The sequence below is a fragment of the Paraburkholderia sp. GAS199 genome (genome assembly GCF_050436585.1).
Taxonomy (GTDB): Bacteria; Pseudomonadota; Gammaproteobacteria; order Burkholderiales; family Burkholderiaceae; genus Paraburkholderia.
Window position 1 is genome coordinate 97939 of record NZ_JBNDMM010000013.1, and the last position, 13895, is coordinate 111833.

10 protein-coding genes are annotated in these 13895 nt (G+C 63.7%); 2 read left to right on the forward strand and 8 right to left on the reverse strand.

The window, feature by feature from the left end:
• Positions 1-97 precede the first annotated feature (97 nt).
• Both P3T18_RS34955 and P3T18_RS34960 read right to left on the reverse strand, forming a co-directional pair.
• Entirely contained in the window at positions 98-4801 is a 4704-nt protein-coding gene (locus tag P3T18_RS34955; RefSeq protein ID WP_429304554.1) for a glutamate synthase-related protein, read from the reverse strand.
• A gap of 295 nt (positions 4802-5096) precedes the next feature.
• On the reverse strand, positions 5097-5804 hold the full coding sequence (locus P3T18_RS34960; RefSeq protein WP_429304555.1) for a transposase: 708 nt from the start codon (positions 5802-5804) through the stop codon (positions 5097-5099).
• A gap of 187 nt (positions 5805-5991) precedes the next feature.
• Between P3T18_RS34960 and P3T18_RS34965 the strand changes: the two genes are divergently transcribed.
• Positions 5992-6717 (forward strand): OmpW/AlkL family protein, encoded by a 726-nt coding sequence (locus P3T18_RS34965; protein ID WP_429304556.1) that lies wholly within the window; start codon positions 5992-5994, stop codon positions 6715-6717.
• Positions 6718-7053: 336 nt separating this feature from the next.
• Positions 7054-7434: a DUF883 family protein gene (locus P3T18_RS34970; RefSeq protein WP_429304557.1), complete on the forward strand. Its 381-nt coding sequence runs from the start codon at positions 7054-7056 to the stop codon at positions 7432-7434.
• Between the two features lie 204 nt (positions 7435-7638).
• Here the strand turns inward: P3T18_RS34970 and P3T18_RS34975 are convergent, their stop codons facing one another.
• The 6 genes from P3T18_RS34975 to P3T18_RS35000 all read right to left on the reverse strand — a co-directional run bounded on the left by P3T18_RS34975 (position 7639) and on the right by P3T18_RS35000 (position 13820).
• Positions 7639-8841: a deoxyguanosinetriphosphate triphosphohydrolase gene (locus tag P3T18_RS34975; RefSeq protein WP_429304558.1), complete on the reverse strand. Its 1203-nt coding sequence runs from the start codon at positions 8839-8841 to the stop codon at positions 7639-7641.
• 76 nt (positions 8842-8917) lie between these two features.
• A complete protein-coding gene (gene aroB, locus P3T18_RS34980) occupies positions 8918-9994 on the reverse strand; it encodes a 3-dehydroquinate synthase (protein WP_429304559.1) in 1077 nt (358 codons plus the stop codon).
• A gap of 8 nt (positions 9995-10002) precedes the next feature.
• Entirely contained in the window at positions 10003-10554 is a 552-nt protein-coding gene (locus P3T18_RS34985; RefSeq protein WP_429304560.1) for a shikimate kinase, read from the reverse strand.
• Positions 10555-10660: 106 nt separating this feature from the next.
• Positions 10661-12394 carry a type IV pilus secretin PilQ gene (pilQ, locus tag P3T18_RS34990; protein WP_429304561.1) on the reverse strand — a complete coding sequence of 578 codons (1734 nt, stop codon included), beginning with the start codon at positions 12392-12394 and terminating at the stop codon, positions 10661-10663.
• Positions 12394-13311 carry a hypothetical protein gene (locus P3T18_RS34995; protein WP_429304562.1) on the reverse strand — a complete coding sequence of 306 codons (918 nt, stop codon included), beginning with the start codon at positions 13309-13311 and terminating at the stop codon, positions 12394-12396. The genes pilQ and P3T18_RS34995 overlap by 1 nt, the downstream gene beginning before the upstream one ends.
• The gene (locus tag P3T18_RS35000) at positions 13308-13820 is read right to left on the reverse strand and encodes a fimbrial assembly protein (RefSeq protein WP_429304563.1); all 513 of its coding nucleotides are present in this window, start codon (positions 13818-13820) and stop codon (positions 13308-13310) included. Before P3T18_RS35000 ends, P3T18_RS34995 begins: the two co-directional genes overlap by 4 nt.
• Between the last annotated feature and the right edge of the window lie 75 nt (positions 13821-13895).

Genomic DNA, 13895 nt, shown 5'->3' on the forward strand with positions numbered 1-13895 from the left:
ATAGGGGTGATCTAAACCCGCTGCGCGGACCGGTTGACCGGTGAGGCGCAGCGGGTACGGCTAAATGTGGCGTCTACGTCTTGCCGAGCGCGGACAGTTATGCGGCGAGAACTTCCTTGTTCGCCTTCTTCGCTGCCAGTTCGCCCAGCGCGCGCTTGTATTCGGTCGGGAACACCTTCACGAATTGACGGCGCGACGCGTCCCAGTTTTCGAGCAGCGCCTTTGCACGCGGCGAACCCGTGAACTGGAAGTGACGTTCGATAAGCCCCTTGAGCAGCGCTTCGTCGGTTGCGCCGGTGTGCCACAGGCCCTTGTCGACCGTGCGCTCCTGTTCGGCCTGTTGCAGGACCGGATCGAGCGCGACCATCGACTTGTTGCACTTGCCCGCAAACGAGTTGTCCGGATCGAACACATACGCTACGCCGCCCGACATGCCGGCCGCAAAGTTACGGCCCGTTTCGCCGAGCACGACGACCGTGCCGCCCGTCATGTATTCGCAACCGTGGTCGCCCGTGCCTTCGACAACCGCCGTCGCGCCGGAGTTACGCACGCAGAAGCGCTCGCCTGCCACGCCACGGAAGAACGATTCACCTTCGATCGCGCCGTACATCACCGTGTTGCCGCAGATGATGTTTTCTTCGGACTTGCCGCGGAAATCGTTGGTCGGACGGATGATGATGCGGCCGCCCGACAAGCCCTTGCCGACGTAGTCGTTGCCGTCGCCGACGAGATCAAGCGTCACGCCCTTGGCGAGGAACGCGCCGAAGCTCTGGCCCGCCGTGCCCTTCAACTGGATGTGGATCGAGTCGTCGGGCAGGCCGTCGTGGCCGTACTTCTTCGCGATCGTGCCGGACAGCATGGCGCCGACCGTACGGTTCACGTTGCGTACCGGCTGGATGAACGAGACGTGCTCGCCCTTCTCGATCGCCGCCTTGGCCTTCTCGATCAGCGTGTGGTCGAGTGCCTTGTCCAGACCGTGGTCCTGCACGTCGACGTGCTTGCGCGCCACTTCCGCCGAGACTTCCGGCTGGTAGAACACGCGCGAGAAGTCCAGACCCTTCGCCTTCCAGTGCTCGATGCCCTTCTTCATGTCGAGCAGTTCGGCGTGACCGATCAGGTCGTCGAACTTGCGGATGCCCAGTTGCGCCATCAGTTCGCGCGCTTCTTCCGCAACGAAGAAGAAGAAGTTCACGACGTGTTCCGGCTGACCCGAGAACTTGGCGCGCAGCACCGGATCTTGCGTCGCGACGCCGACCGGGCAAGTGTTCAGGTGGCACTTGCGCATCATGATGCAGCCTTCCACCACCAGCGGCGCCGTCGCGAAACCGAATTCGTCCGCGCCGAGCAGCGCGCCGATCACGACGTCGCGGCCGGTCTTCATCTGACCGTCGGCCTGCACGCGGATACGCCCGCGCAACTGGTTCAGCACCAGGGTTTGCTGCGTTTCCGCGAGACCCAGTTCCCACGGCGTGCCGGCATGCTTCACCGACGACAGCGGCGATGCACCCGTGCCGCCATCATGGCCGGCGATCACGACGTGATCGGCCTTGGCCTTGGCAACGCCCGCGGCCACCGTGCCGACGCCCGACTCCGACACGAGCTTCACCGACACGCTCGACGACGCATTGACGTTCTTCAGGTCGTGAATCAGCTGTGCCAGATCTTCGATCGAGTAGATGTCGTGGTGCGGCGGCGGCGAAATCAGGCCGACACCCGGCACTGAGTAACGCAGCTTGCCGATGTACTCGGACACCTTGTGGCCCGGCAGCTGACCGCCTTCGCCCGGCTTCGCGCCCTGCGCCATCTTGATCTGGATCTGGTCGGCCGAGGCGAGATATTCCGCCGTCACGCCGAACCGGCCCGACGCGACCTGCTTGATGCGCGAGCGCAGCGAGTCGCCTTCTTTCAGCGGAATGTCGGCGATCACTTCGTCGCCGATCACCGACTTCATGGTGTCGCCGTTCTTGATCGGAATGCCGCGCAGTTCGTTGCGGTAACGGTTCGGGTCTTCGCCGCCTTCACCCGTGTTCGACTTGCCGCCGATACGGTTCATCGCGATGGCGAGCGTGGCGTGGGCTTCCGTGCTGATGGAACCCATCGACATCGCGCCCGTGGCGAAACGCTTGACGATTTCCTTGGCCGGTTCCACTTCGTCGAGCGGAATCGCCTTGGTCGGATCGAGCTTGAACTCGAACAGGCCGCGGAACGTCATGTGACGCTTCGTCTGATCGTTGATCAGATGCGCGTATTCCTTGTACGTCTGATACGAGTTGCTGCGTGCCGAGTGTTGTAGCTTGGCGATCGCATCCGGCGTCCACATGTGTTCTTCGCCGCGCACGCGATAAGCGTATTCGCCGCCCGCGTCGAGCATGTTGGCGAGAACCGGGTTGTCGCCGAACGCGTCGCGGTGCAGACGGATGGCTTCTTCCGCGACGTCGAACAGGCCGATGCCGCCCACCTTCGACGAGGTGCCCTTGAAGTACTTCTGCACGAGGTCTTCAGCCAGACCGACCGCTTCGAAAATCTGCGCGCCGGTGTAGGACATGTACGTCGAGATGCCCATCTTCGACATGACCTTCTGGAGGCCCTTGCCGACTGCCTTGGTGAAGTTGTAGACCGCCTTTTCCGCCGACAGGTCGCCCTTCAGGCCCGCCGCGAGCTGGCCGAGCGTTTCCATGGCGAGGTACGGGTGCACAGCTTCCGCGCCGTAGCCCGCGAGCAGCGCGAAGTGGTGCGTTTCACGCGCCGAGCCGGTTTCGACGACCAAACCCGCGCTCGTGCGCAGACCGTGCTGCACGAGGTGCGTGTGGATGGCGGCGGTGGCCAGCAGCGCCGGAATCGCCACGTTGTCGCGGTCGGTCTTGCGGTCCGACACGATCAGCATGTTGTAGCCGGACTTGACAGCGTCGACGGCTTCCGCGCACAGCGAGGCGAGGCGCGCTTCGATGCCTTCCTTGCCCCATGCCACCGGATAGCAGATGTTCAGCTCGTAGGAGCTGAATTTGCCGCCCGTGTATTGATCGATCGCGCGGATCTTCGCGATGTCCTTGAAGTCGAGCACCGGCTGCGACAGTTCGAGACGCATCGGCGGGTTGATGTTGTTCGTGTCGAGCAGGTTCGGCTTCGGACCGACGAACGACACCAGCGACATCACCATGTTTTCACGGATCGGGTCGATCGGCGGGTTCGTGACTTGCGCGAACAGTTGCTTGAAGTAGTGATAGAGCGTCTTGTTCTTGTTGGACATGACCGCCAGCGGCGAGTCGTTGCCCATCGAACCAACAGCTTCTTCGCCGGCCTGCGCCATCGGCGCCATCAGGAACTTGAGGTCTTCCTGCGTGTAGCCGAACGCCTGCTGACGATCCAGCAAGGCAGCGGCTTCGCGGCGTTCCGTCGCGACGTCTTCGGCCTTCGCCTCGATCTCGTCGAGCTTGATGCGCACGGCGTCGATCCAGCTCTTGTACGGCTTGGCGTTCGCGAGGTTGTCCTTCAATTCCTTGTCGTCGATGATGCGGCCGTGTTCCATGTCGATCAGGAACATCTTGCCCGGCTGCAGACGCCACTTCTTGACGATCTTCGACTCGGGAATCGGCAGCGTGCCGGCTTCCGACGCCATGATGACGAGGTCGTCGTCCGTGACGATGTAGCGCGCCGGACGCAGACCGTTACGGTCGAGCGTCGCGCCGATCTGACGGCCGTCGGTGAAGGCGATCGCGGCGGGGCCGTCCCACGGCTCCATCATCGCGGCGTGGTATTCGTAGAACGCGCGGCGGTTCTCGTCCATCAGAGTGTGCTGTTCCCAGGCTTCCGGGATCATCATCATCATCGCGTGGACGAGCGGGTAGCCGGCCATCACCAGCAGTTCGAGACAGTTGTCGAACGAGGCGGTGTCCGATTGGCCCGGATAGATCAGCGGCCACAGTTTCGGCAGGTCGTCGCCGAGCACGTGCGAAGCGATCGCGCCGGTGCGGGCGTTCAGCCAGTTGACATTGCCCTTCACCGTGTTGATTTCGCCGTTGTGGGCGATCATGCGGTACGGGTGAGCCAGTTCCCACGCCGGGAACGTGTTGGTCGAGAAGCGCTGGTGCACCAGTGCCAGAGCGGACACCGTGCGGTCGTCCTGCAGGTCGCGGTAGTACACGCCGACCTGACCGGCCAGCAGCAGCCCCTTGTAGACCACCGTGCGCGCCGAGCACGACGGCACGAAGTATTCCTTGCCGTGCTTGAGCTTGAGCGCCTGGATGCGGTGGCTGGCGGTCTTGCGGATGATGTACAGCTTCCGCTCGAGCGCGTCCGTCACCATGATGTCCTTGCCGCGGCCAATGAAAATCTGGCGGATCAGCGGCTCGCTCGCCTTCACGGTGGGCGAAATCGGCATGGTGTGGTCGACCGGCACGTCGCGCCAGCCCAGCACGACCTGGCCTTCGGCCTTCACCGTGCGTTCCAGTTCCTGTTCGCAAGCCAGACGCGAAGCGTGTTCCTTCGGCAGGAACACCATGCCGACGCCGTACTCGCCGTGCGGCGGCAGCACCACGCCCTGCTTGGCCATTTCCTCGCGATAGAAGCCGTCCGGAATCTGGATCAGGATGCCCGCGCCGTCGCCCATCAGCGGATCGGCGCCGACGGCGCCCCGGTGGTCGAGGTTTTCGAGAATCTTCAGGCCTTGCTGAACGATCTCGTGGCTTTTCTTGCCCTTGATGTGAGCGACAAAGCCGACGCCGCAGGCGTCGTGCTCGTTTTGCGGGTCGTACAGACCTTGCGCGGCGGGAACCGGATGAGTCGGTTGCTGGTGGTCGTTCATGGGGACACCGTCTGTGAGGGGCCGGACAGGCCGTTAAACCGTTTTTCTATTGCCGCAGTTGGAACCGCAACCACGACGGCGCTCTTTACGCTGGATGCTACGCGTATCAAAAATCGCCGGAATTCGGAATATACGCGACGAATCAATGGAATAGCAAATAAAACGTGATGATTGATCCCCAATTATCAAGTTGGTGCATTGCGGCTAAATTTAATTGGTTCCACATCATTTTGGGGCAAAATAAAACGGCATGCGGAGATGCCGTTTCAAACCCAACGTCTTGATGCAAAACGCTTTACTGCGTCTGCGGCGTCTCGCGAACCTTGCGCGGCCGTCCGCGCGGCAACGGTGAAACGCGCCGGTTTGCCGCCCGCGCCGCCCACTCCCGGTAGGTGTCGCTGCCCAGCACCCAGCCCTTGAGCGTGGCCTGTTGCAACTGACTGGCTTCGCGCTCGTCGAGCGGCTGCTCGCAGAGTTCACGGTAGGCGCGCTGCCGCTCGAAAGGCGTATTTCCGAGGGACCAATACAACGGATGGTCGGTAATTAAGCTATCGAGCGTCAAACCAATATGATGCCGGTAACTGGACCAGCGATAATCCTCCGGCGCGGCCACGAGGCCGGCACGCACGGGGCACATTTCCACCACGCGGCTCGCCAGCAGGAAGTAACGCTCGCCCTCGATCACCGTGGCGCGATACCGGCCTTCCCACAAGGTGCCGCGGCGCGCGTAGCGCCGGTTGAAGTGCGCCACGTAGCGGCGTCCTACAGCCTGCATCGCCTTGGGCAGACTCGATTCCTCGGTCGGCGTGACGAGCAATTGAACCGCGCCGGGCATCAGGGCGTAGGCGTGGATAGACAGGTGATGATCGCGCGATGCCGCTTTCAGGCAGTCGATGAAAAGCTCGTAGTCCTGGTCGTCGACGAATGCGGGCTGCTGATCGAGTCCGCGGAGGATGACGTGCTGCGGCTGGTCAGGGACATAGAGACGTGCAAGCCGTGCCATGCTGGAGTATCCGATAGTCGCGTTGGTACATACCCGAAGGTCCGGAGAACCGCATGCGCCCGAGGTTCGGCGCCACACGGCTTAAGCAGGAAGCGCGCGGCGCTTAGGGAGAAAACTCTAACCGCCGCGTATGGTTTGTTTCAAACGTTCTCGTCATAATGAGCGGGCCTTTTTTGGAGGAGCACATATGAAATTAAAACAGGCCGTAACGGGGATCGCAGCGCTAGCCTGTATTTCAACAGCAGCGCATGCGCAATCGGCCGGAAGCTTTTTCGTCACCACAGGCTGGTTCCACCTCGCACCTCAGTCGAGCAGCGAACCGCTGAAGATAACGAGCATCGGCGGCAGCCCGACCAACATCTCCGAAGCCAACACCGGCGCTACGCTGAGTTCCGCCGACACCATCGGCTTCACCGCCGGTTACTTCATTACCGATCACATCGCGACCGAGTTCGTGATTGGCGTCCCGCCTTCCTTCGACCTCGAAGGCTCGGGCAGCCTTTCGCAATTCGGCAAGCTCGGTCAGGCAAAACAGTGGAGCCCGACTCTGCTGTTCAAGTACTACTTCAACAGCCCGACCGCGACCTTCCGTCCGTATCTCGGCGTTGGCGTGAGCCGCATCTGGTTCACCGACGAAAAGATCACCAACAGCGGATTCGAGGCAAACGTTCTGCATGGTCCGACCAGCGTTACTACGGATAGTTCGTGGGAGCCGGTGTTTAATGCGGGCTTCACGTACGCGTTCAACCAGCACTGGTTCGCGGGCTTCTCGGTCTCGTACCTGCCGCTCAGCACCACGGCCAAGCTGAACACCGCCGCGAGCACGCCGGTCGGCACGCTCAACGTGCAGTCGCAGACCAAGATCAAGCTGAACCCGATCGTCACCTACGTCAACATCGGTTACCGTTTCTAACGCTCCCGAAAAAATTGGGGGCTGTTGAGTTAGGGTAGTCGAATTTTCGCGGCTTGGACAACGCTGTCATGTATCTCGTGACGGCGTTTTTTCATTTTTCCGGCGATCGCGCCCTTTCGGCGCTTCGCCGCGCGTCGTCGCGTGAAAATCCGGCGGCATGCTTTGTAACTTTGACCCGGATTTGGCGCCCGCCGTGCAATATCTGCTGAGGAATGACCGCTGGAAGCCGCGCTGTGCGGACTTGCGGGTGTAGGCACCGAAGTTGCGTTCTCGGGGTGTTTCCGGCGCGCAAAGAGACTCTGCGCGGGATCTTTTCACCTCATCGACGGAGCGACCATGACAACACTTCCGAATACGCGAGACGCCCTCGGCGAATCCTGGACTTCCACGAGCCGCCGCGCGCGACGCATTGCGCGCCACGGCCGCCACGCGGCAGAAGACATTGCCGGCGAGTTGCGCACCCTGATGTCCGAGCTGGAATCCACGCTTGCCGACGGCACACAGGCCGACGCCGTGGCGCTGCGCAGCAAACTGCGCAAGCAGCTGGAAGTGGCGCGCGGCCGCCTGAATGACACGCGCGAAGCGGTGCGCGAGCGCGCCGAAGTGGCCATTGCCGACGCAGACGATTACGTCCACGAAAACCCTTGGCAGACGATTGCAATCGTCGGCGGGGTCGCGTTGATCGCCGGCGCGCTGTTTGCGTCGCGGCTGCGGTAAGGGCTAATGGGCCCGTGACGGGCCCAGACGTGAAGATGGCCTCGGCTGGGCGTTGCGCTGCATTTCGCAGGCGCGCGCCTTCGATGCTCGTCTGTGCGCTCGCGTCGCCGGACTGACTACTTCAGACTTCAGCGCCGCCTGCCTTTACCAGGCTAATCGCTCGGCGCGCCGCCGCAATGACGCCGGGCGTTCCTCACCCTTCCCTCAGTTATCGTCAATCACGAACAGCCGCTGATACTCCTTCACCGCGTAGCGATCGGTCATCCCCGCGATGTAGTGAGCTATCAGGCGCGGTTGCGCCGACGCGTCCTTCGACTGGTAACTCGGCGGCAATAGCCGCGGATCTTCCGTGAATGCGTCGAACAGACCGGCCACCACGCGTCGCGCCTTGTTGGCCATGCGCATCACGCGGTAATGCCGGTACAGATTCTTGAACAGGAAACGCTTGAGTGCCGCGGCCTGCGCCGCGATGGCTTCGCTGTGCGCGACCAGCGGCGGAGCGGCGCGCACGTCTTCCAGCGACGCCGGCGCATGTCGGGCGAGATTCTGCTGGGTCGTCTCGATCAGGTCGACGATCAGCGTGTTGATGATCCGTCGCACCGTCTCGTGAATCAGCCGCCGCCCTTCGATCTGCGGGAAATCACTGCGCGCCGCCGCGTAATGCGTCTGCCAGAGTTCCACTTCGGCCAGTTGCTCGACGGTGAGTAAGCCCGAGCGCAAGCCGTCGTCCACGTCGTGATTGTTGTACGCGATCTCGTCGGCGACATTCGCAATCTGCGCTTCGATCGACGGTTGCCGCCCTTCAAGAAAGCGCTCGCCCAGCGCACCGAGCCGCCGCGCGTTCTCGCGCGAGCAATGCTTGAGAATGCCTTCGCGCGTCTCGAAGCACAGGTTCAGCCCGTTGAACGCGCCATAGTGCTCCTCCAGATCGTCGACCACCGCGAGACTCTGCAGATTGTGCTCGAAGCCGCCATGCTCGCGCATGCAGTCGTTCAGTGCGTCCTGGCCCGCGTGGCCGAACGGCGTGTGGCCAAGGTCGTGCGCCAGCGAAATGGCTTCGACGAGATCCTCGTTCACGCGCAGATTGCGCGCCACGGAACGCGCGATCTGCGCAACTTCGAGACTGTGAGTGAGGCGCGTGCGGAACAGATCGCCTTCGTGATTCACGAAGACTTGCGTCTTGTACTCGAGCCGGCGAAATGCCGTGGAATGGACGATGCGATCGCGGTCGCGCTGGAATTCCGTACGTGCGCTGGGCGCGGCCTCGGGAAAGCGCCGGCCGCGCGACTCGACGGAACGCGCCGCGTACGGCGCGAGATGCGCCTCCAGGTCCTGCTGCGTCGGCGCGCTGAACGCCGCCGCATTTGCATGATCGAGCTTTACATCGTCGCTGCGCCTGTCAGTCACCGGATTCTCCGAAACATGGGCGGCGCCTCGTGACGCGGTGCGTAAGCCTTGCTGCGAACCTTCGCCGTGGCGTCGTTCAGACGGCGGCGGCCAGCGTGGCTTGCACGTCGGCGTCGGGCGCCTGGGTGATGAGCGTCTCACCGAAACGCTTCAGCAGAATGAATTTGATTGCGCCGGCTTCAGCCTTCTTGTCGACCCGCATCAACTCGACATAGCGAGCCTCTCCGAGCGCGGGTGCGCGAACAGGCAAATGCGCAGCAACGATCACGTCGACGAGACGCTGGCGTGAAGGTTCGTCGAGATAGCCCATGCGCACCGAGAGATCCGCTGCCATCACCATCCCGCAACCGACCGCCTCGCCATGAAGCCACTCGCCGTAGCCGAGCCCGGCCTCGATTGCGTGGCCGAACGTGTGGCCGAAGTTCAGGATGGCGCGCAGACCGCCTTCGCGTTCGTCCTGCGCCACGACCGACGCCTTGATCTCGCACGAACGCTTCACCGCCTCGGCCAGCGCCTGCGGCTCGCAGCGATTGAGCGCCTCGACGTTCGCCTCGATCCAGTTGAAGAAGCCGGCGTCGGCAATCGCGCCGGTCTTGATGACTTCGGCGACACCCGCCGCCAGTTCGCGCGCCGGCAGCGTGCGCAGCGCGCCGATGTCGGCGATCACGGCTTGCGGCTGGTAGAACGCGCCGATCATGTTCTTGCCGAGCGGGTGATTGATACCCGTCTTGCCGCCCACCGACGAATCCACCTGCGAAAGCAGCGTGGTGGGCACCTGAATGAACGGCACGCCACGCATGTAGCAAGCCGCGGCAAACCCGGTCATGTCGCCGATCACACCGCCGCCCAACGCGATGAGCGTGGTTTTGCGGTCGGCGCGCGAGCCCAGCAGCGCGTCGAAAATCAGGTTCAGCGTGTCGAGGTTCTTATAAGCCTCACCGTCGGGCAGAACGACCGTGGACACCTGCTTGCCAAGCGGCGCGAGCGCGGCGCGCAGCGTGTCGCCATAGAGCGGATCGACCGTGGTGTTCGTGACGATGGTGACCGAATTGCCCTTGATGTGCGGCGCGAACAACGCGGTCTGGCCGATCAGATCGGCACCGATATGGATGGGGTAGGCGCGCTCGCCCAGTTCGACATTGACGGTAATCATACGGTCCATTATGACGCAGGATGTTTGGCGACGCCGGCCATCTCGAGCTGCATCAGCACCATATTGACGAGTCCGTTGACCGACGGCCGGCCGGTTTCGATCACGAAATGCGCGCATTCCCGGTATAACGGGTCGCGAACTTCGTAGAGTGCTTCGAGGCGCGCTTTCGGGTCTTCGGTTTGCAGAAGCGGACGGTTTTTGTCGCGCCGCGTGCGCAGCCACAGGTCGTGCGGATTGGCGCGCAGATAGATCACCACACCGCGATTTTGCAGCGCTTCGCGGTTTTCCGGGCGCAGCACCGCGCCGCCACCGGTGGCGAGCACGATATTGTCGCGCCCGGTCAGGTCGGAAATGACGCTGGCTTCACGCTCGCGAAAGCCCGCCTCGCCCTCGAGCTCGAAGATCACCGGAATGCGCGCGCCCGTGCGCGCTTCGATTTCGTGGTCGGAATCGAAAAACGGGCGATCGAGACGGCGCGCAATGGCCCGGCCCACGGTGGTCTTGCCTGCCCCCATGAGCCCTACGAAAAATACATTGGCGTGTGCGTCCCGCGCTTGCAACGGTGTCCTCTGGCTAATCCGGTATGGTTCGTGCCGCAGCTTACTGGCAAAGCGGCTGCCTTGTCGAGCCTGCGCGCCGCCGCTGTAAAGCGGCGCGCGCCTGCCCCTAATTTGTCTGAACGACGCGCGGCGTGATGAAAATAGCCAGTTCGCTGCGCTGATCGCGATGAGCCCGATGGCGAAACAACGCGCCTAAAACCGGTATTTTGCCCAGAACCGGCACGCCCGTCACATCGTCCCGGTCGTCGGTGGCGTAGATGCCGCCGATCGACACCGTACCACCATCCTCGACTTCGACCCGCGTTTGCACGTGTTTGGTGTTGATCGCGGGCCCGGCGTCGGTCTGCTCGCCGACGCTGTCTTTGGCGACATCGAGATCCAGCACGACGCGGCCGTCCGGCATGATCTGCGGCTCGACCTCAAGTTTGAGCGTAGCACGGCGAAACTGCACGCCCGACACGCCCTGCCCGACCTTCGCCTGATACGGCAACTCGGTCCCCTGCTCGACCACCGCCTTCATGCGATCCGCCGTCACCACTCGCGGACTGGAGACAATTTCGCCGCGGCCGTCGGCCTCCAGCGCGCTCAGTTCGATATTCAGCAGACGCGTCGCGCCGGCGGCAAACAGCGTCAGCCCAGCCGTGGCGGCGTCGAAACCGGCGATCGGACGGGCCGACATGTCGTAGACCGTGCCGTCCTTGCCGCCCGTCAGCCCGCGCGCGGTGCCGTCGGCGCTGGTCGATGCCATCGACAGCCGCACGCCGAGATTGCGCGAAAACCCATGCTCGCCCTCGACGATGCGCGCTTCGATCAGCACCTGACGGGTCGGCCGGTCGATCGATTCCAGCAGCGTCGTAATCTGTGCGAGACGTCCCTCGATGTCGGTGATGAATAGCAGGTTGGTGCGCGGGTCGGCGGTCGCGGCACCGCGCTTGGACAGCACGCGCTGGTTGCCGGCGCCGGTAAGCAAGCGGCGGACGTCCTCGGCATGAGCGTAATGAAGCTCGAATGTGCGGCTCGCGAGCGGCTCCAGATCCGCGGAACGGGCGTGCGCCTCGAAACGCATCCGTTCGCGCGCGGCCAGATCGGCGCTTGGCGCCACCCAGATCACGTTTCCGTGGCGCTCCATGGCAAGGCCGTTGACGTCGAGCAAAGTGTCGAACGCCGTGCGCCACGGCACCTTGTCGAGCCGCAACGACACGACGCCCCGCGCCCGTTCGCTCGAAATGATGTTCAGGCCGGTGAACTGCGCAAACGCGTTGAGCACCGCGCCCAACTCGGCGCGTTGAAAATTCAGCGAGATCGGTTTGTCGTCCGCGGCGAGGCGGGTGGCGTCGGCACCTTCCGGCGCATTGCTCATTCTCGCCAGCGGCGGCAAAGGCACCGGCGGCCCTTCGAGCGCCGGCGCGGCGGAGTCGTGGGACGCGGATGTTTTCGCGAGCGGCACCGCGCCGTCGAGTTCGGCATCGTCACGGCCGGCAGTTGCGGTGTCGACGCCGGATTCGCGGTCGGCTTCGTTTTGTGAAGCGGGTGCGACGGCGCGCGACGGGCTCGATTCGTCGGCGGAATCGTCGCGAAACGGATTGGGCACGTCGGCCGAACTCACGGTGCGCACGGGCGGCAGCGGCGGCACCTCTGAGGCTCCCGTAGATAGCGGAACGGCATCGTCGAGCGACCTGTACGTCGGCAACGGCGGCAGCAGTTGCGGCGCTTTGGACGCATGCGCGACGCCAACGCTGCCTGCCGCAACCGCCGTGATTAGCAGACCGCACGCGCAAGTCCGACGTTTGCCACTCGCCAGGCGCGCCGTATTGCCGGAGACCGAAAAGTAACGCCGCATCAGGACGCCTCCGCCAGCGAGAGCGTGCGCGTCGCGTCACCGTTGGCAAGCGTGATTCCCGACGCGTCGAAACGCGTAATGTGCTCGCCACCAACCTGCTGCCCGGCCGAAGCGGTTCGGGTTCCGTCCGGCGTTTCCAGCAAAGCCAATGCGCGGGTGCGATCGCGCAGGAGCCCCGCGAGACGCAACGGGTCGGTGTCGTTGAACGCATTGGAGGCCTGCATTTGCACCAGCGAGAACGGGTCGTAGAACACAACCTCTTCGTCGTCCGCATCCACGCTGTCGTCGGGCGAAACCTGCGCGTCGTCGGCGAGCGGGGCCGGGTTCAGGCCGCTGTAGACACTCAGCGTCGCGCTGATCACAAGCAAACCGTCGGCGCGCTTGACCGTCACGTCACCAGGGACGACGAGCACGGGCAGGTCCGACAGGCCGCGCAAAAAAGACATCAGGTGTACGAAGTCAGTACGCGCAGCAAGCTGTATTGGACGTGCAGCGTCGGCACCGGCACCGCTGGCAACGCCGGGCTCGACCGACAGCAACGCGACGCCATTCTGCGCGGCCAGTTCGGAAACGAGGCGCAAGTCGTCCGCCGACGTCCACGACGCCGGCAAATGCAAGGTCGGCACAGCTTGAGATCGACGTCGCAGATCGGGCAACTGCGTCAGCGCCTGACGTGCATCGGCGAGATGCTGATTCGCCACGCCGAGAGCCGTCCGGCTCGCGTCCAGCCCGCCGAAATCCGCCACGATCCAGCCGCGCGCGCCGAGGCCGAACGCGAGCACGGCGATCAGCGACGCAACCGCGAAGCGGCGGCGTCCGCTCCATGCCGCGAGCGGCACACGCGCCCACTTCATCAACGAGACAAGGGAAAACTGCGCGCGTGAAGTGCCGCCCATATCGAGAAACGTCGTGCTCATTTCGCACCTCCGGATTGTTCAGACTTGTGTGGCGCCGGCGCGGTGGAGCGCGGCGTGTGGTCGTTGTGGCTGGCTGGTGGTCCGTCCCAGCGCAGGCGCGCCGCGAACTCCATCGCACTGGTCGCATTCATCGCGCCGGCAATGGCCGATGCGCCGCCGTGCGGCGTTGCCCGGTGCAGATCGTCGACGTCCGCACCCTTCACGCCGCGAATCGCACTCAGGCGCTTGAGCCAGTCGGCCGACGCGAGATCGCCGCGCGATGTGGCGAGCAACTCGGTCTCGCCTATGCGTTGACGCAGTTGTTGCAACACCACGCCGTCGTTTGGTTCGAAGCTGAGCGCGTCGAGCAGATCGCGCAAATGCACCAGCGGTGCGGACAAACGCGTGGCGCTCGCCACGGCTTTTCGCCGCTCGTCCTGTGCGTGCAGCAGACTGGCGTGCTCGGCCAGCGGCGCGGAAAGTGTCGAGAGAATTCGCTCGACTTCGACACGCTGCGAATCCAGGCGCATTTTTTCGAATGCCTGCCAACCTGCAAAGGCGAGCACCGCCGCGCCGCCAGCGAGCGCCGCAGCAATCCATTCGAC